General features: G+C 73.8%; 19 protein-coding genes. 16 read left to right on the top strand and 3 right to left on the bottom strand.

Annotation, left to right across the window (positions count from 1 at the left end; translation table 11 throughout):
- Positions 1 to 17: 17 nt before the first annotated feature.
- The 3 genes from ACFVYI_RS29985 (at position 18) to ACFVYI_RS29975 (ending at position 5,406) form a co-directional block, all read left to right on the top strand.
- Positions 18 to 2,090 carry an ATP-binding protein gene (locus tag ACFVYI_RS29985; RefSeq protein ID WP_387891408.1) on the top strand — a complete coding sequence of 691 codons (2,073 nt, stop codon included), beginning with the start codon at positions 18 to 20 and terminating at the stop codon, positions 2,088 to 2,090.
- A gap of 136 nt (positions 2,091 to 2,226) precedes the next feature.
- A complete protein-coding gene (locus ACFVYI_RS29980) occupies positions 2,227 to 3,795 on the top strand; it encodes a PucR family transcriptional regulator (protein WP_387891407.1) in 1,569 nt (522 codons plus the stop codon).
- 168 nt (positions 3,796 to 3,963) lie between these two features.
- Complete coding sequence (locus ACFVYI_RS29975) at positions 3,964 to 5,406, top strand: aldehyde dehydrogenase family protein (RefSeq protein WP_387891405.1); 1,443 nt, start codon at positions 3,964 to 3,966, stop codon at positions 5,404 to 5,406.
- A 78-nt stretch (positions 5,407 to 5,484) separates the two neighbouring features.
- On the opposite strand, the gene ACFVYI_RS29970 is transcribed toward ACFVYI_RS29975, so the two are convergent.
- Positions 5,485 to 6,150 (bottom strand): NAD(P)H-binding protein, encoded by a 666-nt coding sequence (locus ACFVYI_RS29970; RefSeq protein ID WP_387891403.1) that lies wholly within the window; start codon positions 6,148 to 6,150, stop codon positions 5,485 to 5,487.
- An 86-nt stretch (positions 6,151 to 6,236) separates the two neighbouring features.
- Here ACFVYI_RS29970 and dxr point away from each other — a divergent pair, with 86 nt between their 5' ends.
- The 5 genes from dxr to ACFVYI_RS29945 all read left to right on the top strand — a co-directional run bounded on the left by dxr (position 6,237) and on the right by ACFVYI_RS29945 (position 11,790).
- Positions 6,237 to 7,481, top strand: a complete 1,245-nt coding sequence (dxr, locus tag ACFVYI_RS29965; protein WP_387891401.1) for a 1-deoxy-D-xylulose-5-phosphate reductoisomerase — start codon at positions 6,237 to 6,239, stop codon at positions 7,479 to 7,481.
- Between the two features lie 58 nt (positions 7,482 to 7,539).
- Positions 7,540 to 8,844, top strand: a complete 1,305-nt coding sequence (locus ACFVYI_RS29960) for a M50 family metallopeptidase (protein WP_387891399.1) — start codon at positions 7,540 to 7,542, stop codon at positions 8,842 to 8,844.
- A 140-nt stretch (positions 8,845 to 8,984) separates the two neighbouring features.
- Complete coding sequence (gene ispG / locus ACFVYI_RS29955) at positions 8,985 to 10,145, top strand: flavodoxin-dependent (E)-4-hydroxy-3-methylbut-2-enyl-diphosphate synthase (RefSeq protein ID WP_387891398.1); 1,161 nt, start codon at positions 8,985 to 8,987, stop codon at positions 10,143 to 10,145.
- A 139-nt stretch (positions 10,146 to 10,284) separates the two neighbouring features.
- The gene (locus ACFVYI_RS29950) at positions 10,285 to 11,160 is read left to right on the top strand and encodes a GNAT family N-acetyltransferase (protein WP_387891435.1); all 876 of its coding nucleotides are present in this window, start codon (positions 10,285 to 10,287) and stop codon (positions 11,158 to 11,160) included.
- Positions 11,161 to 11,214: 54 nt separating this feature from the next.
- Complete coding sequence (locus ACFVYI_RS29945) at positions 11,215 to 11,790, top strand: GNAT family N-acetyltransferase (RefSeq protein ID WP_387891396.1); 576 nt, start codon at positions 11,215 to 11,217, stop codon at positions 11,788 to 11,790.
- Here ACFVYI_RS29945 and ACFVYI_RS29940 read toward each other — a convergent pair.
- The gene (locus tag ACFVYI_RS29940; protein WP_387891395.1) at positions 11,763 to 12,680 is read right to left on the bottom strand and encodes an aminoglycoside phosphotransferase family protein; all 918 of its coding nucleotides are present in this window, start codon (positions 12,678 to 12,680) and stop codon (positions 11,763 to 11,765) included. The genes ACFVYI_RS29945 and ACFVYI_RS29940 overlap by 28 nt on opposite strands.
- A 132-nt stretch (positions 12,681 to 12,812) precedes the next feature.
- Entirely contained in the window at positions 12,813 to 13,316 is a 504-nt protein-coding gene (locus ACFVYI_RS29935) for a ferritin-like domain-containing protein (protein ID WP_387891433.1), read from the bottom strand.
- A gap of 939 nt (positions 13,317 to 14,255) precedes the next feature.
- Between ACFVYI_RS29935 and rimP the strand changes: the two genes are divergently transcribed.
- The 8 genes from rimP (at position 14,256) to truB (ending at position 22,825) form a co-directional block, all read left to right on the top strand.
- On the top strand, positions 14,256 to 14,822 hold the full coding sequence (gene rimP, locus ACFVYI_RS29930; RefSeq protein WP_387891393.1) for a ribosome maturation factor RimP: 567 nt from the start codon (positions 14,256 to 14,258) through the stop codon (positions 14,820 to 14,822).
- 57 nt (positions 14,823 to 14,879) lie between these two features.
- The gene (nusA, locus tag ACFVYI_RS29925; RefSeq protein WP_387891391.1) at positions 14,880 to 15,893 is read left to right on the top strand and encodes a transcription termination factor NusA; all 1,014 of its coding nucleotides are present in this window, start codon (positions 14,880 to 14,882) and stop codon (positions 15,891 to 15,893) included.
- A gap of 140 nt (positions 15,894 to 16,033) precedes the next feature.
- Complete coding sequence (locus ACFVYI_RS29920) at positions 16,034 to 16,282, top strand: YlxR family protein (RefSeq protein ID WP_360639241.1); 249 nt, start codon at positions 16,034 to 16,036, stop codon at positions 16,280 to 16,282.
- A gap of 249 nt (positions 16,283 to 16,531) precedes the next feature.
- On the top strand, positions 16,532 to 19,714 hold the full coding sequence (gene infB / locus ACFVYI_RS29915) for a translation initiation factor IF-2 (protein ID WP_387891390.1): 3,183 nt from the start codon (positions 16,532 to 16,534) through the stop codon (positions 19,712 to 19,714).
- Between the two features lie 149 nt (positions 19,715 to 19,863).
- Positions 19,864 to 20,160 (top strand): DUF503 domain-containing protein, encoded by a 297-nt coding sequence (locus ACFVYI_RS29910; protein WP_266274452.1) that lies wholly within the window; start codon positions 19,864 to 19,866, stop codon positions 20,158 to 20,160.
- A gap of 154 nt (positions 20,161 to 20,314) precedes the next feature.
- On the top strand, positions 20,315 to 20,755 hold the full coding sequence (gene rbfA, locus ACFVYI_RS29905) for a 30S ribosome-binding factor RbfA (RefSeq protein WP_360639235.1): 441 nt from the start codon (positions 20,315 to 20,317) through the stop codon (positions 20,753 to 20,755).
- Between the two features lie 2 nt (positions 20,756 to 20,757).
- Positions 20,758 to 21,861: a bifunctional oligoribonuclease/PAP phosphatase NrnA gene (locus tag ACFVYI_RS29900; RefSeq protein ID WP_387891387.1), complete on the top strand. Its 1,104-nt coding sequence runs from the start codon at positions 20,758 to 20,760 to the stop codon at positions 21,859 to 21,861.
- A 34-nt stretch (positions 21,862 to 21,895) separates the two neighbouring features.
- Positions 21,896 to 22,825: a tRNA pseudouridine(55) synthase TruB gene (gene truB, locus ACFVYI_RS29895; protein WP_387891386.1), complete on the top strand. Its 930-nt coding sequence runs from the start codon at positions 21,896 to 21,898 to the stop codon at positions 22,823 to 22,825.
- Positions 22,826 to 23,081 lie beyond the last annotated feature (256 nt).

The raw sequence follows: 23,081 nt of genomic DNA, 5'->3' as shown, positions 1-23,081 counted from the left end.
AGGGAGCGGGGCCGTACATGGGACTGGACGGGGCACGGGGCCACGGCGAGCGGACCACCGCCGCACCTGCGACACCCATGCCGCACCAACGCCCCCGACGCCCCGCGGCACCCCCGCCCTTCGACCTCCCCGCGTGGGTCGCCGCCCCCCGCCCCGAGGCCGCCCCGGGCATCTACCGGCAGGGCTACGCCCAGGTCGACCCCGACCGCGCGGAGGACGCCAAGGTCCCGACCTGGCCCCTCCTCCTGCGGGCGGGCCTGAACGCGGTGGTGGGGTGGCTGGCTTATGTGTACGGGGTCGAACTGGCCAAGTACGCGACGACGCTGATCGGTGTGCTGCCGACCCGGTCCGCGTTCGTGGCCGTGTCGGTCATCCTGACTCTCAACATCCTCGTGCTCGCCGTTGTGATCAAGGTCTTCGGCCGGATGGGCCGCTGGCCCGAGGTGTGGCGGCGGTACGTGGCACCGCTGATGGCGCGCACGGTGACCAGGGAGGAGCCCGCCGAGGAGGGCGCGGCGGCGCAGGCCGAGCGGACGCGCGACCCGTGGGCGGCGCTGCGGCTCGGCGGGGCGGCCGCGGCGGCGGGCCGGCTGGACGGTGAGCCCACCGGAGACGTCGACTACGTGCGGATCCAGCGGGCGTGGGAGTCGGCCCAGGCCGACCCGGTGTTCGTGCCGGCCTTCGTCGAACAGGTGGCCGCCCGGGGCGCGGCGGCGTTCGCGCACCCGTCCGAGGCGCGGGAGCTGGCGGGGCGGGACGAGCAGCACGATCTGCTGCTGAGCCAGGTGCGGCTGGGCACCGCGCAGGACGTGCCGAAGAATCCGCTGACGCACCGGGCGGCCGGTTTCGCGCTGGACCCGTCGCTGCTGGGCACCTCGTTGCTGGCGGTCGGTCCGGCGGGCACCGGGAAGACGGCGCGGCTGGCCCGGCCGGTGGCCGAGGGGCTCTGCCTCCAGGCGCTGGCCGGCACCGCGTGCGCGGTGGTGATCGGTGCGGCGGACGCGGAGCTCGGGCCGGACGCCTGGTACGACGTGGTGATCGCGCCCGGGGACCAGGGTTCGGCGTACGGGCTTGACCTCTACGGGGCGGTGCAGGATCCGGACGAGGCGGCCGCCCGGCTGGCCGAGGCGCTGTTGCCGGACGAGCTGACGGCCCGCGCGGAGACCGCCCGGACGGCGCTGCAGCAGGTGGTCGGCCCGTTCCGTGCCGGGTTCGGCCGCTATCCGGCGGTGCGTGAGCTGCGGGCGCTGCTGGGCGGTGAGCCGGAGGCGCTGGAGGCGCTGGTGAAGGCGCTCCGGGCGGCGGGCCGGCTGGGGGCGTACGAGCGGGACCTGGAGCAGCGGGAGCGCCAGCGCGGTCGGGCGGACGATCCGGGGGCGCTGCTGGCGGACCGGCTGGCCCTGTTGGACCGGCCGGCCTTCGAGGGGGCTTTCGCGACCGACGGCACCGGACGCCCGCCGTTCGCGATGCGGGTGCTGGACCACCCGTTGCGGGTCCGGGTGAAGTTGCCCGAGCGTAGCCACCCGGAGGCGGCGCGGATGCTGTCGCGGCTGGTGGTGGGCCAGTTCGTGCAGGCCGCGGCGGCCCGGGAGGACCGCTCGCTCTTCGCCGGGCTGGTGGTCGACGACGCCTCGGCGGCGCTGGACGCGCACATCGTCCGCGGGTTGCAGCGGCTGCGTGCGGCCAACGCCGGCGCCGTCCTGCTGCTGCGGACCCTGGTCGATCTGCCCGAGGCGCTACGGGCGCCGCTGTTCGGGGCGGTCGGCTGCCGGATGGTGTTCCCGGGGATCGCGCCGTGGGACGGGCGGTTGTTCTCCGAGGCCTGGGGCACGCACCTGGTCCGGGAGACGGCGGTGACGCATGCGCCGGACACGTCGGGCGGTCTGGTCCGCCGGGCCGGGCGGTTGGGGCGCAAGGCGTTGTCGGGGACGACGGCGCAGACCGAGTCGGTCACGACCCGGGACGTGGAGCGGCTGCGCTGGTCGCCGTCGGATCTGGCGCACGCGCTGCCGGCGGGGCACGCGGTGGTCTCGCTGACGGCGGTCTCGGGCGAGCAGGTGCCGCCGTTGCTGGTGGACCTGCGGGGCTGAAGCTCGCCTCCGAGGTGGATTCGGCGGTGCCGGTTGTCCGGAGCGTCCATAATGAGAGGAGAGACCCTCACCAGATTCCCCAGCCCTCTCCTCGCCCGGCCGCAACGGCGCGGTCAGGTCGTCCCCCGAAGGTGCCATGCCTCCCACACTCGCCTCCGTCGTCCGCAACACCTCGCTCCATCTGACGGTCCTCGCCGGTGCGGACCACCTGGAGCGGCCGGTCCGCTGGGTGCACACCAGTGAGCTGGACGACCCGACGCCGTTCCTCGAAGGCGGTGAGCTGCTGCTCACCACCGGAATCAAGCTGGGCCGCACCGCCGCCCGGTTGCAGGCGTACGTGCACCGACTGGCCGATGCGGGAGTGGTGGGGCTGGGCCTCGGCGTCGGCCTGTCGCACACCGAGGTGCCGCAGCCGTTGGTGGAGGCGGCCGCCCAGCGCGGGCTCCCGCTGCTGCGGGTTCCGGAGCCGACGCCGTTCATCGCGATCAGCAAGGTCGTTTCGGCGGCGCTGGCCGCCGAGCAGTACGAGGCGGTCACCACCAGCTTCGAGGCGCAGGAGGAGCTGACCCGGGCGGCGCTCGGCAAGGACGGCACCACGGCCGTGGTGCGTCGGCTGGCGGCCCGGCTGGGCGGCTGGGCGGCGCTGTACGACGGTTCGGGCGCGCTCTCGGTGGTGGCCCCGGACTGGGCGGCGCGCCGGGCCGGCCGGCTGGCGGCCGAGGTGGACCGGCTGCGCCGGCGCCCGGCGCCGTCGAGCGCCGCGCTGCAGGGACGCTCGCCGGGGATAGACACCGCGGACGAGGACTACGTGGTGGTCCAGTCGCTGGGGGCGGACCGTCGGGCCCGTGGCTTCCTCGCGGTCGGGACCGAGGACCGGATCACCCCGACCGAGCGGTACGTGCTGAACGCGGCGGTGGCGCTGCTGACCCTCACCCTGGAGCGTTCGCGCGAGCTGCGCCAGGCCGAGGAGCGGATGGGCGCGGCGCTGCTGCGGATGGTGCTGGCGGGCGAGGTGGCGACCGCGCGGCAGGTGGCGGCCGGGCTCTTCGGCGGTCTGCCGGAGGGGACGGTCCGGGTCATGGTGGCCGGTGCCGGTCAGGGGGTCGATGCCGCGGAGGCGCTGGGCGAGCTGGGCGACCGGGCCGAGCAGGCGGGCGCCCGGGTGGGGGAGAAGCTGCTGGTGGCGCGCGAGGAGGGCGGTGCGCACGGGCCTCGGCTGATGGTGCTGGCGCTGGACAACGGCGCGGTGCACCGGGCCTGTCTGGGGGCGGTGGAGGAGCACGAGGGCCTGTCGCTGGGGGTCTCGGCGCCGGCCGCGCTGGAGGAGGCGGGCACCGCGAACGCGCAGGCCGAGCGGGCGCTCGCGGTGGCGCTGCGCGGCGGCCGGCGCTCGGTGGACCACGAGGAGGTGGGCGCCGGTTCGCTGCTGCCGCTGCTGGGCGAGGACGCCGTGACGGCGTTCGCGGAGGGGCTGCTCCGCCCGCTGCGGGACCACGACCGCACCGCCCGCGGCGACCTGGTGGCGTCGCTGCGCGCGTGGCTCTCCAGACACGGTCAGTGGGACGCGGCCGCCGCCGATCTGGGTGTGCACCGGCACACGCTGCGCTACCGGATGCGGCGGGTCGAGGAGTTGCTCGGCCGTTCGCTGGACGACACCGACGTCCGCATGGAGCTCTGGCTGGCCCTGCGCTCCGGCGAGGAGTAGCCGGGCGCACCGGAGCGGCCGACAGCCTGCCGCTGGACGGGATGGAGTGGCCGCGAGGGCGAACGCTACTTCGTGGCCAACCCGGTCGGCGCGCCGCCGCCCCTACCCTCGGTTCTGGTTCCACGTCCGTGGGGCCGTGAGGACGACGAGGAGAGGGCCGGTACCACGGTGACCACCACGTACGATTTCTGGCTGGCCGGCCGCCGGGCGAGCGGCGACGCCGACTTCGAGGTGCACAACAGCTGGGACGGCCGCCTGGTCGGCAAGGTCAGCGTCCCCACTGAGGCCCAGGTCGAGGAGGCGCTGGACGCCGCCGTGGCCGCGCTGCCGGTGTTCGCCGCGACCCCCGCGCACGTGCGCGCCGCCGCGCTGGACCACGTGGCCAAGCGCCTGACCGAGCGCACCGAGGAGATCGCCCAGCTGATCACTGCCGAGAACGGCAAGCCGATCAAGTGGGCGCGCGGCGAGGTCGGCCGTGCCGTCTCCGTCTTCCGCTGGGCCGCCGAGGAGGCCCGCCGTACCAACGGCGAGACCATGCGGCTGGACACCGACCCGGGCGGCGTGGGCCGTTTCGCGGTGGTGCGCAAGTTCCCGCGCGGCGTGGTGCTGGGCATCGCCCCGTTCAACTTCCCGCTGAACCTGGTCGCCCACAAGGTCGCCCCGGCGATCGCGGTCGGCGCCCCGATCATCCTCAAGCCGGCTCCGGCCACCCCGCTCTCCGCGATGGTGCTGGGCGAGATCCTGGCCGAGACGGACCTGCCGGTCGGCTCCTGGAGCGTCCTGCCGGTCCCGAACGACCGGATGCCCGCCCTGGTGCAGGACCCGCGCCTGCCGGTGATCTCCTTCACCGGTTCGGACAAGGTCGGCTACCAGATCATGGACTCGGTACCGCGCAAGCACACCACCCTGGAGCTCGGCGGCAACGCCGCGGCCGTGGTGCTCGCCGACTGGTCCTCCGAGGCCGACCTCGACTGGGCCGCCACCCGGATCGCGATGTTCGCCAACTACCAGGGCGGCCAGTCCTGCATCTCGGTGCAGCGGGTGATCGCCGACGCGTCGGTCTACGACGCGCTGGTGGAGAAGGTCGTGGCCAAGGTCGAGGCGCAGGTCACCGGCGACCCCAACGACGACGCCACCGATGTCGGCCCGCTGGTCGACGAGAACGCCGCGAAGCGGGTGGAGTCCTGGGTGGACGACGCCGTCGCCAAGGGCGCCAAGGTGCTCACCGGCGGTACCCGCGAGGGTGCGACCTTCGCCCCGACCGTGCTCGCCGAGCTGCCCGCCGACGCGATCCTGGCCAAGGCCGAGGTGTTCGGCCCGGTGCTGTCGCTGCACCGGGTGGACGGCACCGACGAGGCCTTCGCCGCCGTCAACGACTCCGCCTTCGGCCTGCAGGTCGGTGTCTTCACCCGTGACCTGCAGACCGCCTTCCGCGCCCACCGGGAGCTGGAGGTCGGCGGTGTGATCATCGGCGACGCGCCGTCCTACCGCGCCGACCAGATGCCGTACGGCGGCGTCAAGGACTCCGGCGTCGGCCGCGAGGGCGTCAAGTACGCGATGGACGACTACACCGTGGAGAAGGTCCTGGTCCTCACCGGCCTCGACCTCTGATCCCGGCGGTCCGAGGGCCCGGCACCACCGCACTGCGGGGGTGCCGGGCCCTCGGCGTGTCCGGGGGGGAGTCCGGGTTCAGGCGTGGCCGGCCGCGGCCGCGACGGCCTCCACGACCGTGGCGTTGCCGGCGACCAGCTCCAGAGTCTGCCCGGCGGTGCCCGGTTCGTGCAGCAGCTCGGCCAGGACGGCCGCCACGTCGGCGCGGTCCACCGCGCCGCGTTCGACCGAGGGGGCGAGCCGGACCAGCCCGGTGCCGGGGCCGTCGGTGAGCCGGCCGGGGCGCAGCACCGTCCAGTCGAGCGTGGTGCGGGCGCGGACGGCGTCGTCGGCGGCGCCCTTGGCCCGCAGGTAGGTCTCGAAGACCGGGTCGGCGGGGTGGGCGGCGTGGGCGTCGGCGCCCATCGAGGAGATGATCAGGTAGCGCCGTACGCCGGCGATCTCGGCGGCGTCGGCGAGCAGCACGGCCGCGTCGCGGTCGACGGTGTTCTTGCGGGCGGCGCCGCTGCCGGCGCCGGCGCCGGCGGCGAAGACCACCGCGTCGGCACTGGTGAGCAGCCGGGCGAGTTCGGGGGCGGTGGCGCTCTCCAGGTCGAGCAGCAGCGGCTCGGCTCCGGCGTCCACCAGGTCCCCGGCCTGTTCGGGGCGGCGGATGAGGCCGGCGGGTCGGTCGCCGCGTTCGGCGAGCAGCCGTTCCAGCTTGAGCGCGATCTGTCCGTGGCCTCCGGCGATGACGGTACGCATGGCTCCGACGGTAGCCGGGTCGCACAGCGGCGTCCTGCGGAGGAGGGGCGTCCTGCGGAGCCCGGCGGGCAGGACACAATGGGCACATGACTTCGCTCGCCCACCCGCAGCTGCGCTTCACCCCCGTGGTGAAGGACCCTTCCGCCCCCCGGGAGTTGGTGATCCTCGGCTCGACCGGTTCGATCGGCACCCAGGCCATCGACGTGGTGCGCCGCAATCCGGACCGGTTCCGCGTGGTCGCCCTGTCGGCGGCCGGCGGCCGGGTGGACCTGCTGGCCGAGCAGGCCCTGGAGCTGGGCGTGCACACCGTGGCGGTGGCCGACCCGGCGGCCGAACCCGCGCTGCGCGAGGCGCTGGCCGCGAAGGCCGCGGGCCGTCCGCTGCCCGCCGTGCTGGCGGGCCCCGACGCGGCCACCGAGCTGGCCGCCGTGGAGTGCCACTCGGTGCTGAACGGCATCACCGGCTCGATCGGTCTGCGCCCGACGCTGGCGGCGCTGCGGGCGGGCCGGGTGCTGGTGCTGGCGAACAAGGAGTCGCTGATCGTCGGCGGCCCGCTGGTGAAGGCGGTGGCGAAGCCCGGCCAGATCGTGCCGGTGGACTCCGAGCACGCCGCGCTGTTCCAGGCACTGGCCGGCGGCACCCGCGCGGAGGTCCGCAAGCTGGTGGTCACCGCGAGCGGCGGCCCGTTCCGCAGCCGTACGCGCGAGCAGCTCGCCGGGGTGACGCCGCAGGACGCGCTGGCGCACCCGACCTGGGCGATGGGTCCGGTGGTGACGATCAACTCGGCCACCCTGGTCAACAAGGGCCTGGAGGTGATCGAGGCGCACCTGCTGTACGACGTGCCCTTCGACCGGATCGAGGTCGTGGTCCATCCGCAGTCGGTGGTGCACTCGATGGTGGAGTTCACGGACGGTTCCACGCTGGCGCAGGCCAGCCCGCCGGACATGCGGATGCCGATCGCGCTGGGCCTGGGCTGGCCGGACCGGGTCCCGGACGCGGCGCCCGCCTGTGACTGGACGAAGGCCGCCACCTGGGAGTTCTTCCCGCTGGACAACGAGGCCTTCCCGGCGGTGGAGCTGGCCCGCGAGGTGGGATCGCTGGGCGGGACGGTCCCGGCGGTGTTCAACGCGGCGAACGAGGAGTGCGTGGAGGCCTTCCTGAAGGGCCGCCTCGCCTTCACGGGAATCGTGGACACTGTTGCCAAGGTCGTGGCCGAGCACGGACAGTACGACAGCGGGCGGGCCGCGGCGGGAACTTCTCTGACCGTCGAGGACGTCCTGCACGCGGAGGACTGGGCCCGGGCCCGGGCCCGCGAGCTGGCGGCGGGCTGACGGCTCAGGCCGCGGTGCGACAAGACGACGAGCGGAGCGCAATGACGGAGGGCCAGCGGTGGCAACGGTTTTGACGGTGGTCGGCATCCTGGTCTTCGCGGTCGGGCTGCTGATCTCGATCGCCTGGCACGAGCTCGGCCACCTCTCCACGGCCAAGCTGTTCGGCATCAGGGTGCCGCAGTACATGGTCGGCTTCGGCCCGACCGTCTGGTCCCGCAAGAAGGGCGAGACCGAGTACGGCATCAAGGCGATCCCGCTGGGCGGGTACATCCGCATGATCGGGATGTTCCCGCCCGGTGCGGACGGGCGGATCACCAAGCGCAGCAGCTCGCCCTGGCGGACCATGATCGAGGACGCCCGGGAGGCCTCCTACGAGGAGCTCCAGGAGGGTGACGACAGTCGGCTCTTCTACACCCGCAAGCCGTGGAAGCGCGTCATCGTCATGTTCGCCGGCCCGTTCATGAACCTGATCCTGGCGTTCGGGCTCTTCCTGACCGTGATGATGGGCTTCGGCGTCTCGATGACGGTGCCGACCATCGGCACGGTCGCCCAGTGCATCGTCAAGGCCGGCCAGCCGACCGACAGCTGCCCGGCCGACGCGCCGAAGACCCCCGCCGCCCAGGCCGGACTGCGGCCGGGCGACCGGGTGGTCTCCTTCGACGGTGACCGGATCGGCGGCTACGACCAGCTCCAGGCGGACATCCGCCGGTCGGCCGGGAAGACCGTGCCGATCGTGGTCGAGCGCGACGGGCAGCAGGTCACCCTCAACCCGACCATCGCCGTCAACGACGTCCAGAAGTACGACGGCAACGGCATGCCGATCAAGGGCGAGACGGTGCAGGCCGGATTCCTCGGCTTCACCCCGACCAGCGGCGTCGTCCGCCTCGGCGTCGGCCAATCCCTCGACCGGATGTACGACATGGCCGAGAGCGGTGTGAAGTCGCTGGTGGCCCTGCCGGGCAAGGTCCCGGGCCTGTGGAACTCGGTGGTGGACGGCGCTCCGCGCGACGTCGACTCGCCGATCGGCATGGTCGGCGCGGCCCGGGTCAGCGGCGAGGTCTTCTCGCTCGACATCCCGGGCACCCAGCGGATCGCGTACTTCGTGAACCTGCTGGCCGGCATCAACCTGTCGCTCTTCCTGTTCAACATGCTGCCGCTGCTCCCGCTGGACGGCGGCCACATCGCCGGCGCCCTCTGGGAGTCGGTCCGCCGCCGGCTCGCACAGCTGTTCAAGCGGCCCGATCCGGGGCCGTTCGACGTGGCCCGGCTCATGCCGTTGGCCTACGTCGTGGCCAGCGTCTTCATCGGATTCACCCTGCTGGTTCTGGTCGCCGACCTGGTCAACCCGGTCAAGATCAGCTAGCCGCCGGGTACGGCTGGTGTGCCCGGGCCCACCACCGTGCCGTACCGTTGGTGGCCGGGTGCGCGTTTCATCGGCGCGCCCGGCCCAGGCCGTCGAACGGCCGGACCGACCACACCTCAACCCCGGGGAACCCTGCGCACATGACCGCGATCTCGCTCGGTATTCCGTCCCTGCCGCTCAAGCCGCTCGCCAAGCGCCGAGTCTCCCGGCAGATCATGGTCGGCAACGTGCCGGTCGGCGGCGACGCCCCCGTCTCCGTGCAGTCGATGACGACCACGCTGACTTCGGACATCAACGCCACGCTGCAGCAGATCGCCGAGCTCACGGCTTCGGGCTGCCAGATCGTGCGGGTCGCCGTTCCGTCCCAGGACGACGCCGACGCCCTGCCGATCATCGCCAAGAAGTCGCAGATCCCGGTCATCGCGGACATCCACTTCCAGCCGAAGTACGTGTTCGCCGCGATCGACGCCGGCTGCGCCGCGGTCCGCGTCAACCCGGGCAACATCAAGGCCTTCGACGACAAGGTCGGCGAGATCGCCAAGGCGGCCAAGGGCGCCGGCGTCCCGATCCGGATCGGCGTCAACGCCGGCTCGCTCGACAAGCGCCTGCTGGAGAAGTACGGCCGGGCCACCCCCGAGGCGCTGGTCGAGTCCGCGCTCTGGGAGTGCTCGCTCTTCGAGGAGCACGACTTCCGCGACATCAAGATCTCGGTCAAGCACAACGACCCGGTCGTGATGATCAACGCCTACCGCCAGCTCGCCGCCGCCTGCGACTACCCGCTGCACCTGGGCGTCACCGAGGCCGGACCGGCCTTCCAGGGCACCATCAAGTCCGCGGTCGCCTTCGGTGCGCTGCTCGCCGAGGGCATCGGCGACACCATCCGGGTCTCGCTGTCGGCCCCGCCGGCCGAGGAGATCAAGGTCGGCAACCAGATCCTGGAGTCGCTCGGCCTGCGCCAGCGCGGCCTGGAGATCGTCTCCTGCCCGTCCTGCGGCCGCGCCCAGGTCGACGTCTACAAGCTCGCCGAGGAGGTCACCGCCGGCCTGGAGGGCATGGAGGTGCCGCTGCGCGTCGCGGTCATGGGCTGCGTCGTCAACGGTCCCGGCGAGGCCCGCGAGGCCGACCTCGGGGTCGCCTCCGGCAACGGCAAGGGCCAGATCTTCGTCAAGGGCGAGGTCATCAAGACCGTCCCCGAGTCGAAGATCGTCGAGACCCTGATCGAGGAGGCCCTCAAGCTGGCCGAGCAGATGCAGGCCGAGGGCGTCGAGTCCGGTGCCCCGACCGTGACCGCCGCGGAGTGACCGGCGGGCGGTAGTTCTTCCGGAAGCGGGGCCGTCCGTGCGCGGACGGCCCCGCGGCCGTAGCCGGGTGGGGCCACGGAGTAGGGTGCGGCCAGAGTCGTCTCAGTGAGGTGCTGTCTCGATGCTCGATCGAGGTGTGATGCTCCCCAGCTCGTTCCAGGCCGCCCGCGCCCTGGCGACCACGCGCGTCCTGGAGGCCACCGACCTCGCGGACACCCTGGCGGTGCTCCACCGCGATCCGGTCGCCAACGCCTTCGTCGCGACCCGGGTGGAGGCCGTCGGGCTGGACCCCTGGCGCCTCGGCGGCGAGATGTGGGGCTGGTACGACGAGCGCGGCGAGCTGGACGCGCTCTGCTACGCGGGCGCGAACCTGGTCCTGGTCAACGCCGGTCCGCAGGCCGTGCAGGCCTTCGCCGAACGGGCCCGCCGCCAGGGCCGCCGGTGCTCCTCGATCGTCGGCCCGGCCGGGGCCACCGCGGCCCTCTGGGCGCTGCTGGAGCGCAGCTGGGGCCCGGCCCGGGAGGTCCGCGCCCACCAGCCGCTGCTCGCCACCACCACGCCGTCCGCCGAGATCGCGCCCGACCCGCTGGTGCGGCGGGTGCGGCGGAGCGAGGTCGAGACGCTGATGCCGGCCTGCGTGGCGATGTTCACCGAGGAGGTCGGGGTCTCCCCGCTGGCCGGTGACGGCGGGCTGCTCTACCAGGCCCGGGTCGCCGAACTGATCTCCACCGGGCGCTCGTTCGCGCGCTTCGCGGAGGACGGCCAGGTGGTGTTCAAGGCCGAGATCGGCGCCGTCACCGAGGGCGCCTGCCAGATCCAGGGCGTCTGGGTCGACCCGGCCCACCGCGGCCGCGGCCTCTCCGAGACGGGCATGGCCGCCGTCCTGGACATCGCCCTGCGGGAGGTCGCCCCGGTGGTCTCGCTCTACGTGAACGACTACAACCTGCGGGCCCGCGCCGCCTACCGCCGGGTCGGCTTCCGCGAGGTGGGGGCGTTCATGAGCGTCCTGTTCTGATCTCCTTGCCACCTACTCCCGCGCGGGGACCGGACGGGTAGTAACGTCCGGGGCATGGATCAGCTGACCGGGGTGACGATCGAGGCCATCGACCTTGCGGCATGGGCTCCGCAGGCGCTCGATGTCCAGGCGGTGGCGTTCGGGCTGACCCCCGAGGAGGTCCTGGTCCGGCTGCACATCGTCGGGCGGCACGCGCAGCAGCCGGGGGTGATCGCGCTGGGCGCGCTCAGCGGAGGGCAGCTGGTCGGCTTCGGGTACGGCATGCCCAACCGCCGGGAGCACTGGTGGAGCACCGTGATCCAGCCCTACCTGGAGACCCGCGGCCACGGCGGCTGGCTGGACGACGTGTTCGCGATCACCGAGCTGCACGTGCTGCCCGACTTCCAGGGGCAGGGCATCGGCTCCACGCTGATCAGGAACCTCTGCGCGCGGTCCGGGCTGCCGCGCACCATCCTCTCCGCGATCGACGCCGAGACGCCCGCCCGCCGGCTCTACCGCTCGCTCGGCTACCGGGACCTCGCGCGCGCGGTGCACTTCCCCAACACCGAGCGCCTGTACGCGGTGATGGGCGCCGAGCTGCCGCTGCGGGGGCCGGAGCGGGCTCAGAGCGCGCCGGCGAACTCCAGGTAGAGCTCGGCGTCCGCCCGGCGGCCCGCGGCCAGGGCGCGCAGGCCGAGGTCGGCGGCGCGGAACAGCGTCCAGCCGCGCAGCCGCTCCCGGTCCACCTCCAGGGCGTCCGCGAGCTGGTGCAGGCGGCGGCGGACGGCGGCGGGGACCCCGGGGGAGCCGACCAGGGTGTCCGCCCGGTCCAGGGCCAGCCGGGCCACGTCGTAGGCCCGCTCGCCGACCAGCGGCCGGGGGTCGATCGCCAGCCAGGGCGCGCGGTCGGCGGCGAGCACATTGCCGTGGTGGAAGTCGCCGTGCAGCAGGAGCGCCTCGTCGGTGGAGGCGAGCAGCCCCTCGGCGCTCTCCCGCGCCTCGGTCACCAGCGCGGCGGCCTCGCCGGCGCCGGGCAGCCCGCCGCGGCGGCGCAGGCCGGCGGCGGTCGCGGCGGCCCGGTCGGCGAGGGTGGCGAAGCGGTGGTCGGCGGGCGGGTCCACCCAGAGCCGGTGGAGCAGGCTGGTGGCCTCCAGCATCGCCTTCGGCTCGGCCAGCGAGCGCAGCGGTATCTCGCCGTGCAGCCGCTCCAGCAGCAGCGATCCCTCGGCGGGGTCGGAGTCCAGCAGCAGGACGGCGCCGCGGCCGGCCCACTGGGCGAGGGCGGCGTGCTCCCGGTCGGTCTCCGGGGTGACCAGCCCGGTCTTGAGGACGGCGGGACTGAGGTCGTCGCGGTGCACGTAGGCGACCAGGCTCAGGCTGCCGCCGGGGTCGGCCACCCGTTCCAGGGTGAGGTCCCAGCGCGCCAGCCCCGCGTCGACCCGGGCGGGCAACTCCGCCAGCCAGCGCCGCCCCTCCTCGTCCGTGCCGACGCTTCGCGCCAGCCACTCGGGGACGGTGATCTGCCCTGGTGCTGCCGACATGCTGGCCTTCCGGTTGCTGCTTCCCCCGTGGTGCTACCCGTCCATTGTCGGCCATGGCGGTGAAATCGCAGGTCAGCGATCCGGAGGAGCGGCGGTGGTGGCATGACCGCAGGTCGCGGCGGTGCCGGGAGGTCAGCCGGTGGGCGTGGCGGGGGCGGCGCCGGTGGTGGCGGGGTCGGGCAGGCCGGGGAACGCGGTGGGCGGGGCGCCCCAGCGGCGGGCGCGCAGTGCGCACTCGCGCAGCGCGTCGGCGGCGGTGGCGCGCGGGGGCCCGGCGGTCGCGGCGACCAGGTCTGCGTAGACCGCGGTGAGCCTGCTCTCGAGGTGGGCGGCCAACCGGACGGCGCCGGCCGCGTCACCGACGGCGAACGGCAGCTGGTAGCCGGCGGCCGCCGCGCTCGGGGTGGCGCCGGCCCCGCCGAGGAGGCGCTGCCAGGAGTCCCGCCGGGCCTGGTGGGCGGCGAGGGCGGTCCGTGCGTCGGTGCGCTGCTGGTCCTCGGGGAGCCGGGCGCCGACCACGCCGTAGCCGTAGATCGCGGCGTGCTCGGCGCCCAGCGCGCCCTGGAGCGCCGTCAGCGCCTCGGGGCCCGGGCCCGCCGTGCTCGCGGACGGGGCCGGCGAGGCGGGCGGGGACACCGACGCGGACCCGGATCCGGGCGCGGAGGCGGCGGGGGACGGCGTGGCGGGCCCGGTCGGCCCGGGCGGCGGGGCGGCGGCCGGCGCGGTGTCGCCGAGGGCGACGGCGTGCAGTACCCCGGCCGCGGAGACCGAGGCGAGCAGCCGGGCCAGTTGCGGCGAGGCGGCGCCGAGGTCGGCGAGCCGGGTCTGCGCGGTCTGTCGCTCCAGGGCGGCGAGCGCGGCGACGGTGGTCACCGTCGAGGTCGGCGCGGTGGAGGTAGGCGCGGTGGAGGTCGGCGATTGCGCCGGGGAGCCGGAGGCGGACCCCGAGCCGGACGCGGACGGCGTGGCCGGGGCGCCCGGGAGCCCGGCGGCCAGCGCCGCCCGGTGCTGGACCACCTCGGCCCGCAGCGGCTGGAGCTGCCCGGCCTGGCCGGCCCCGGGCCCGGCCAGCAGGGCGTCGTAGCCGGCCAGCAGCGCGTCGGTGGCGCTGACGGCGCGCTGACGCACCGGCTCGTCCGGGTCGGGCCGGCGGCGCTCGCCCTGGCCGCCGCCGTCGTCGCCGGCCGGGGAGCCGGTGCAGGCGGTGAGGGCGCCGCCCGTGGTGAGGAGCAACCCGAGGGCCAGGAAGGTCCGTCGGCTGGGCGGCTGCATCGGCGTCACTCCGGGGCGTGTACGGGAGGACGGCCTGCCCGCCTGCCCTCGTTGGCGTGAATGATTACAGAATCCTCACGTGTCCGGGTCCGGATTCCCAGGCCCGGGGCGGTGCCGGGTCGGTGTGACCTTGCTCGCAGTGGGTGGCGTCCGGGCCCGCGCGCGTGGTCCGGAATCGGTGGTTGGCGGCTTCACCGGATAGGCTTCGGGTCGAGCTGCCGCGACCCGGCCTGCGCCCGATCGGCGCCGGGCGGCGCGGTGCGCCCTCTGACAACAGCAGACGCGGCCGAGGAGTCCACCCGGATGAGCACCACCCACATCGACCGGCTGCGTGCGTTGCTGGAGCCGTTGGCCGCCCAGGCGGGCCTGGACCTGGAGGACGTCAAGGTCACCCAGGCGGGCAACCGCCGTCAGGTGCAGATCGACGTGGACGCCGACGGCGGCGTGGATCTGGACGCCATCGCGGACTTCAGCCGGATCGTCGGCGAGGCGCTGGACGAGTCCGAGGTGATGGGCGCCGGCGCGTACGTGCTGGAGGTCGGTTCGCCGGGCGCGGAGCGTCCGCTGGTCGAGCCCCGCCACTGGCGCCGGGCCGAGGGCCGGCTGGCCGCCGTCCACCTGGTCGACGGCGGGGAGATCGTCGCCCGGGTGCTGGAGGCGGACGAGGACGGCGCGCTGGTCGAGGTGCAGCCGGTGAAGGGCCGCGGCCGGCCCAAGGAGCGCCGTCTGGAGTACACCGAGGTGGCCCGGGCGCGCGTCCAGGTGGAGTTCAACCGCCAGGACGACAAGCTCCTGGACGAGGCCCCGGACTTCGTGGACGACGACTCGGCGGACGACGGCGCCGAGGAGGGGGACGACGGTGGGCAGTGACGACCTGCACACCGACCGCACCATGACGAACGTGACGAAAGACGAGGAGGCGTAGCCGTGGACATCGACATGAGTGCCCTGCGCACGCTGGTCAACGAGAAGAACATCCCCTTCGACCTGCTGGTCGAGTCCATCGAGTCGGCCCTCCTCACCGCGTACCACCGCACCGAGGGCTCGCGCCGCCGCGCCCGGGTCGAGCTGGACCGCAAGTCCGGCCACGTCACGGTCTGGGCGACCGAGGACCCGGCGGAGCTGGACGAGGGCGTCGAGCCGAAGGAGTTCGACGACACCCCGAGCGGCTTCGGCCGGATCGCGTCCAGCATCGGCATCCAGGTGATGATGCAGCGCCTGCGCGACGCCGCCGACGACCAGACCTTCGGCGAGTACGCGGGCAAGGAGGGCGACATCGTCACCGGTGTCGTCCAGCAGGGCAACGACCCGAAGAACGTGCTGGTCGACATCGGCAAGCTGGAGGCCATCCTGCCGCCGCAGGAGCAGGTCCCGGGCGAGGACTACCGGCACGGCACCCGTCTCAAGTGCTACGTGGTGGCCGTGCGCCGGGGTGTTCGCGGCGCGTCGGTGACGCTCTCGCGCACCCACCCCAGCCTGGTGAAGAAGCTCTTCGCGCTGGAGGTGCCGGAGATCGCCGACGGCAGCGTGGAGATCGCCGCGATCGCCCGCGAGGCCGGTCACCGCACCAAGATCGCCGTCTGGTCGCGCCGCTCCGGGCTGAACGCCAAGGGCGCCTGCATCGGCCCGATGGGCAGCCGGGTGCGCGCGGTGATGGGCGAGCTGCACGGCGAGAAGATCGACATCGTCGACTGGTCGGAGGACCCGCGCGAGATGGTCGCCGCGGCGCTGTCCCCCGCACGGGTGACCAGTGTGGAGATCGTGGACCTGCAGCAGCGCTCCGCACGGGTGATCGTGCCGGACTACCAGTTGTCGCTGGCGATCGGCAAGGAGGGCCAGAACGCCCGCCTGGCCGCCCGCCTGACCGGCTGGCGGATCGACATCCGTCCGGACACCGAGGGGCAGCCCGACGACGGCGGCCGGGAGTCCTCGGGCGAGTAGTCGCGCTCAAGGGCACCATCGTTCTACAGCCCCCCGCCGTTCCACCCCGGATCGGCGGGGCGGCGCCATGTCCCTTCGGAGGGGTAGACTTGCCTTCGTCTGGCCGGACGCACGTCCGAGCACGCCCGGAACGCACCTGCGTGGGCTGCCGCAAGCGCGCGGCCAAGCACCAGCTGTTGCGTGTCACGGCGATCGAGGGCGTCTGCGTCCCCGACCCCCGTGGCGCACTGCCGGGCCGGGGCGCACACCTGCACCCCGATCCGGCCTGCCTCGACCTCGCGGTCCGCCGTCGGGCGTTCCCCCGGGCCTTCCGGCTCCAGGGCACGCTCGACACGGAGCGGCTCCGCGAGTACATCGAGGAGCGGGCAGGCGACACCCCGGCGCCCTGAGCTTCCTCAGGCCGGTCCGGCGGGCACCTCCCTGTTACGGCCGCCGCTCCACGCGGCGGAGAACCACCGCACCAAGCACAGTGCGCGGGCAGCTGCGCGCCGTGCCACCAGTCAGGTACCTCGCGAAGTGGAAGTAGGTCGAGATTGCGATGAGCACTCGATGAGTACGCGATGAGTACGCGATGGGTACGCCCATGAAGTAGCGACAGTCCGGCGGACGAGACCCCCGGACTCATAGACAGGAGTGAAGTGGCTAAGGTCCGGGTTTATGAACTCGCCAAGGAGCTTGGCTTGGAGAGCAAGGCCGTCATGGCCAAGCTGACCGAGCTCGGTGAGTTCGTCCGTTCGGCGTCCTCGACGATCGAGGCGCCGGTCGTGCGCAAGTTGACTGACGCTCTGGGAGTCGCCCCCACTGGTGGCGCTGCCAAGCCTGGCCCGCGGAAGCCCGCGGCGCCCCAGCCCGCCGGTGGTTCCGCCGCCGGTGCGGCCGCACCCAAGCCGGGTGCCCCCACCCCGGGTCCGCGCCCTGCCGCGACCCCGGGACCCCGTCCCACCCCCGCCGCCGCGGCGCCCGCCGCCCCGGCCGCGCCCGTCGAGGCGGCTCCGGCCGCCCCGGCCGCGCCGCGTCCGGCCGGTGCGCCGACCCCGGGTCCGCGCCCGGCGGCCCGCCCCGCCACGCCCGCGGCTCCGGCTGCTCCGGCGGCGGAGTTCTCCTCCCCGGCCCCGGCCGAGGAGACCCAGGCCCAGCGCCCGGCCGCCCAGGCCCAGCGTCCGGCCGGTCCGGCCGCCGGCAGCGGTGCCCGTCCGGGCCCGCGTCCGGCCGGCCCGCGTCCGGGTAACAACCCGTTCACCTCGGGCAGCGCGACCGGGATGGCCCGCCCCGGCGACCGCCGTCCGGCCGCGCCCGGTGCGCGTCCGGCCGCCGGTGCTCCCGGTGCCGGCGACCGCCCCCGTCCGGGTGGTGACCGTCCGCGTCCGGCCGGTGCTCCCGGTGCCGGCGACCGTCCGCGTCCCGGTGGCGACCGTGGTGACCGTCCGCGTCCGGCCGGTGCCCCCGGTGCCGGCGACCGTCCGCGTCCCGGTGGCGACCGTCCGCGTCCGGCCGGTGCCCCCGGTGCCGGTGGCGCGCCGCGCCCCGGTGGTGCCCCGCGTCCCGACGGCATGCCCCGTCCGGCCGGTCCGCGCCCCGGTGGCCCGACCCCGTCCGGCATGCCGCGTCCGAACCCCGGCATGATGCCGCAGCGTCCGGCTCCGGGCCCGCGTCCGGGCCCCGGCGGCCGTGGCCCCGGTGGCCCCGGCGGCCGTCCGGGTGGTCCGGGTGGCGCCGGTGGCGCCCGTCCGGGCTTCCAGGGTCGTCCGGCCGGTCCGGGCTCGCGTCCGGCCGGTGGCGGCGGCTTCGGCGGTCCCCGTCCCGGTGGCGGTGCCCCCGGTGGTGGCGGCGGCTTCGGTCCGCGTCCGGGTGGCTTCGGCGGCCGTCCCGGCGGCCCGGGTGCCCGTGGTGGCACGCAGGGTGCCTTCGGCCGTGGCCCCGGTGGCCGTCCGGCCCGTGGTCGCAAGTCGAAGCGGGCGAAGCGCCAGGAGTACGAGGCCATGCAGGCCCCGTCCGTCGGCGGTGTGATGCTGCCCCGCGGCAACGGCCAGACCGTTCGCCTGTCGAGCGGCGCCTCGCTGATGGACTTCGCGGAGAAGATCAACGCCAACCCGGCCGCGCTCGTCTCGGTGATGTTCAACCTCGGTGAGATGGTCACCGCGACGCAGTCGGTCTCCGACGCGACCCTCGAGCTGCTGGCCGGCGAGATGGGCTTCATCCTGGAGATCGTCAGCCGCGACGACGAGGACCGCGAGCTGCTGGAGTCGTTCGACATCGACTTCGGTGCCAACGAGGGCGACGAGGACCAGCTGGCCCCGCGCCCGCCGGTCGTCACCGTCATGGGTCACGTCGACCACGGTAAGACCCGCCTGCTGGACGCCATTCGCAAGTCGAACGTGGTGGCCGGCGAGGCCGGTGGCATCACCCAGCACATCGGTGCCTACCAGGTGGCCACGATCGTGAACGGCGAAGAGCGCCCGATCACCTTCCTGGACACCCCGGGTCACGAGGCGTTCTCCGCCATGCGTGCCCGTGGTGCCAAGTCCACCGACATCGCGATCCTGGTGGTCGCGGCCAACGACGGTGTCATGCCGCAGACGGTCGAGGCGTTGAACCACGCCAAGGCCGCGGGTGTGCCGATCGTGGTCGCCGTCAACAAGATCGACGTCGACGGCGCCGACCCGACCAAGGTCCGCGGTCAGCTGACCGAGTTCGGGCTGGTGGCCGAGGAGTACGGCGGCGACACCATGTTCGTCGACATCTCCGCGCGCCAGGGTCTCAACATCGACCAGCTGCTGGAGGCCGTGGTCCTGACCGCGGACGCCTCGCTGGACCTGCGGGCCAACCCCGAGCAGGACGCACAGGGCATCGCCATCGAGGCCCACCTCGACAAGGGCCGCGGCGCCATGGCGACCGTGCTCGTGCAGCGCGGTACCCTCCGCGTCGGTGACTCGATCGTGGTCGGCGACGCCTACGGCCGCGTCCGCGCGATGCTGGACGAGAACGGCAACAGCCTCGCCGAGGCCGGCCCGTCCCGCCCGGTGCTGCTGCTCGGTCTGACCTCGGTGCCCCGCGCCGGCGACAGCTTCATCGTCGTCGACGAGGACCGCACCGCGCGCCAGATCGCCGAGAAGCGCTCGGCCCGTGACCGCAACGCCGCCTTCGCGCAGCGTCGGGTCCGGGTGTCCCTGGAGGACCTCGACAAGGCCATCGCCGCAGGCGAGATCGAGCAGCTCAACCTCATCATCAAGGGTGACGTCTCCGGTTCGGTCGAGGCCCTCGAGGACGCCCTCGTCAAGCTGGACGTGGGCGAGGAGGTCGAGCTCCGCATCCTGCACCGCGGTGTGGGTGCGATCACCGAGTCCGACGTCAACCTGGCGATGGGTTCGGACGCCATCATCATCGGCTTCAACGTGCGCGCCGAAGGCCGTGCGCGTACCGCGGCCGACAAGGAAGGCGTGGACGTCCGGTACTACTCGGTCATCTACCAGGCGATCGAGGAGATCGAGAACGCCCTCAAGGGCATGCTCAAGCCCGAGTACGAGGAGGTGCGCCTCGGCTCCGCGGAGATCCGCGAGGTGTTCCGTTCCTCCAAGTTCGGCAACATCGCGGGTGTCATCGTCCGCGAGGGCCTGCTGCGCCGCAACGCCAAGGCCCGTCTCATCCGCGACGGCAAGGTCGTGGCGGAGAGCCTCAACATCGAGGGTCTGCGTCGCTTCAAGGACGACGCGACCGAGGTCCGCGAGGGCTTCGAGGCCGGTGTGACCCTGGGGTCGTTCAACGACATCAAGGTCGAGGACATCATCGAGACCTACGAGATGCGCGAGAAGCCGCGCGCGTAAGCGGGTGGTGTCCGGGGCCGGTCGACGGGTGGTATTTCCGTCGACCGGCCCCGGTCTCGCTGTGTAGGGTCCGGGGTAGTCAGACGTAGCGGTACCAGCCCGGTTCAGGGCTGTCCCCGAGGCCTCCAGGTCGGCGAGACCTGTCATACATGTTCGTGGGAACACTCACCTTCGACCTGCTGCTGGGCGACGTCCACTCGCTCAAGGAGAAGCGTTCGATCGTGCGGCCCATCGTGGCCGAACTGCAGCGCAAGTACAGCGTGTGCGCTGCCGAGACCGGGAACCAGGATCTGCACCGCAGGGCCGAGATCGGCCTGGCGGTGGTGTCCGGCGAAGCCGGGTACATCACCGAGATCCTGGACAGCTGTGAGCGGTTGGTCGCCGGCCGCCCCGAGGTTCAGCTGCTCTCCGCCAGGAGGCGCTACCACAACGACGACGACGAATGAGGTCTGCGGAACGGACCGGCGCGAGTCGCCGTTCTCACACAGATCAGGACCGAGAGCGCCCACAAGGCTGGGCGCGGGCCGGTACTTTGGGGCGTGGGCCCCGACGGGCAGGCAGTACGCCCGAGTTACCCGGCCCATTGCACGAGGAGGCAACGTGACCGACACCGCTAGGGCGCGCAAGCTCGCAGACCGCATCCAGGTGGTTGTGGCCGAGACCCTGCAACGCCGGATCAAGGACCCGCGGCTGGGCTATGTGACCATCACGGACACCCGGGTCACCGGCGATCTCCGCGAGGCCACCGTCTTCTACACCGTCTTCGGTGACGAAGCCGAGCGCGAGGCCTCGGCCGCGGCGCTGGAGAGCGCCAAGGGAGTGATCCGCTCCGAGGTCGGCAAGATCGGGGTGCGCTTCACCCCGACGCTGACCTTCGTCGCGGACGCCCTGCCGGAGAACGCCCGGAACATCGACGATCTGCTCGACCGGGCCCGGGCCATCGACGCCGCGGTGCGCACCACCGCGGCGGGCGCGACGTACGCCGGCGACGCGGACCCGTACAAGGTCCCGGCGTCCGAGCGTGACGACGAGGACGAGTAGTCATGGCGGGTGAGCCGGCGCCGGCCGGTTCGACGGCCGGAGCAGTCGCGGGGGCGTCCTCCACCAGTACGGTGGAGGGCGCCCTCGCGGTGCTTCCGGGGCCGCGCGCCGAGGCGCCCGGCTTCGAGCTGGTCTGGCAGCAGGTGGTCGCGGAGATCAGGCGCGCCCGGTCCATCGACCTGATCTGCCACATCTGCCCGGACGGCGACGCGCTCGGCTCGGCCCTGGCGGCCGCGCTGGCCCTGCGCGGGCTCGGCCACGAGGTCCGGGTCTCCTTCGGCGACGACCCGCAGATCGTGCCCGAGTCGCTGGCCTTCCTGCCCGGCCAGGAGCTGATCGTGCCGGCCTCCGAGGTGCCCGTCACCCCGGAGCTGGTGCTCTGCTTCGACGTGGCCGCGGAGAGCCGGCTGGGCCTGCTGCACGAGAAGGCCTTCGCCGCGCCGGTGCTGGTGGTCATCGACCACCACGCCTCCAACCCCGGCTTCGGCACCCACCAGCTGATCGACCCGAGCGCGCCGGCCACCGCCGTCCTGGTGGACGAGCTGCTGCGCCGGCTCGGCGTCGAGCTGGACCAGGACCTGGCCACCTGCCTGTACACCGGTGTCGCCACCGACACCGGCTCGTTCAGGTACCGGGCCACCACGCCCGCGACCCACGAACTCGCCGGGCGGCTGCTGGCCACCGGCATCCGGCACGACCTGATCTCCCGGCAGCTGTGGGACACCTCCTCCTTCGGCTACCTCAAGGTGCTCGCGGCCGCCCTCGACCGGGCCGTCTACGAGCCGGACGCGGCCGGCGGCCTGGGCCTGGTGTGGACCTGGGTGCCCTACCAGGACCTGGCGCTGTTCAGCGTCACCGTCGAGGAGATCGAGGGCCTGATCGACGTCCTGCGCCGCCCGGCCGAGGCCGAGGTCGCGCTGGTCCTCAAGCAGGACCCGGACGGCACGCTGCGCGGTTCCTCGCGCTCCAAGGGCGCGGTGGACGTCGCGGCCGCCTGCACCGAGCTCGGCGGCGGCGGGCACACCTTCGCGGCCGGGTTCTCCACCCGCGAGGCCGTGGCCGACGTGGTGGAGCGGTTCCGCGGCGCGCTGCGGCCCGTCAGCTGACCACTTCCAGAGAAGCCTCCAGAGAAAAGAACAGATGAAGCGCAAGGGAACCGGCCCGGACGGCCTGGTCATCGTCGACAAGCCGGAGGGCATCACCTCGCACGGGGTGGTCGCCAAACTGCGGTGGCTGGCCGGGACGCGGAAGGTCGGCCACGCCGGCACGCTGGACCCGATGGCCACCGGCGTGCTGGTCATCGGCATCGAGCGGGCCACCCGGCTGCTCGGCCACCTGATGCTGACCGCAAAGACCTACGAGGCGACCATCCGGCTCGGCCAGACCACCGTCACCGACGACCGCGAGGGCGACGTCACCGCGTCCGTGCCGGCCGACGGTGTGCGCCGGGAGGCCATCGACGCCGGGATCGCGGCCCTCACCGGCGAGATCATGCAGGTGCCGTCCAAGGTCAGCGCGATCAAGATCGACGGCAAGCGGTCGTACGCGCGGGTGCGCGAGGGCGAGGACTTCGAGCTCGCGGCCCGGCCGACCACCATCCACTCCTTCACCGTCCACGAGCAGCGGTCCGCCGTCGCCGAGGACGGCACGCCGGTGATCGACCTGGACGTGACGGTGGAGTGCTCCTCCGGCACCTACATCCGGGCGCTGGCCCGTGACCTCGGCGCCGGGCTCGGCGTCGGCGGCCACCTCACCGCGCTGCGGCGCACCAAGGTGGGCCCGTACGGGGTCGAGTCGGCCCGGACCCTGGAGCAGCTGGAGGAGGCGGTGACCGGCGGCGCCGGCGCGCCGCTGGAGGTGCTGCCGATCGGCGAGGCCGCGGCGGTCGCCTTCCCGCGCTGGGACCTCGACGCCGAGCAGGCCAAGCAGCTCTCGCACGGCGCCCGGCTGAAGGCGCCCGGGCTGGGCGTGGCCGGGCCGATCGCGGTGTACGGGCCGGACGGGCGGTTCCTCGCCCTGGTGGAGGAGACGGGTGGCCAGGCGAAGCCGGTCGCCGTCTTCGTCGGCTGAGACCGGCCGAGAGCACCTGGGACCGGCTGAGGCAGGCCGGGACCTGCCGGGACCTCGTGTCGAGAGCCCCCTGCCGCCCCGATGGGGTGGCAGGGGGCTCTCGACGTTCGCCCCGTGGGGCAGTGGTGCGCTGCCCCGAGCTCGGCGGCGACCGCCCCCGGTCGGGCAGCGGCCGTGCGAGATTCACCCGCACGGGGGAGCGCGCGAGGTGAACTCCGGTGGTGAGCGGCGCGGGTGCGGTCGGGCCGGTCCGGCG

Origin of the sequence: Kitasatospora sp. NPDC058218 (assembly GCF_042882445.1) — a bacterium.
In the GTDB taxonomy this organism is placed as follows: Bacteria; Actinomycetota; Actinomycetes; order Streptomycetales; family Streptomycetaceae; genus Kitasatospora.
This window is presented reverse-complemented; position numbering and strand designations above follow the sequence as displayed.

Coding starts and splice junctions, on each gene's coding strand:
- ACFVYI_RS29970 (WP_387891403.1), bottom strand. CDS start 6,150: ATGCGTACCGTCATCGCCGGAGGCCACGGACAGATCGCGCTCAAGCTG.
- ACFVYI_RS29980 (WP_387891407.1), top strand. CDS start 2,227: ATGCCTCCCACACTCGCCTCCGTCGTCCGCAACACCTCGCTCCATCTG.
- rimP (WP_387891393.1), top strand. CDS start 14,256: ATGAGCACCACCCACATCGACCGGCTGCGTGCGTTGCTGGAGCCGTTG.
- ACFVYI_RS29950 (WP_387891435.1), top strand. CDS start 10,285: ATGCTCCCCAGCTCGTTCCAGGCCGCCCGCGCCCTGGCGACCACGCGC.
- ispG (WP_387891398.1), top strand. CDS start 8,985: ATGACCGCGATCTCGCTCGGTATTCCGTCCCTGCCGCTCAAGCCGCTC.
- truB (WP_387891386.1), top strand. CDS start 21,896: ATGAAGCGCAAGGGAACCGGCCCGGACGGCCTGGTCATCGTCGACAAG.
- dxr (WP_387891401.1), top strand. CDS start 6,237: ATGACTTCGCTCGCCCACCCGCAGCTGCGCTTCACCCCCGTGGTGAAG.
- ACFVYI_RS29945 (WP_387891396.1), top strand. CDS start 11,215: ATGGATCAGCTGACCGGGGTGACGATCGAGGCCATCGACCTTGCGGCA.
- ACFVYI_RS29985 (WP_387891408.1), top strand. CDS start 18: ATGGGACTGGACGGGGCACGGGGCCACGGCGAGCGGACCACCGCCGCA.
- ACFVYI_RS29900 (WP_387891387.1), top strand. CDS start 20,758: ATGGCGGGTGAGCCGGCGCCGGCCGGTTCGACGGCCGGAGCAGTCGCG.
- ACFVYI_RS29940 (WP_387891395.1), bottom strand. CDS start 12,680: ATGTCGGCAGCACCAGGGCAGATCACCGTCCCCGAGTGGCTGGCGCGA.
- ACFVYI_RS29910 (WP_266274452.1), top strand. CDS start 19,864: ATGTTCGTGGGAACACTCACCTTCGACCTGCTGCTGGGCGACGTCCAC.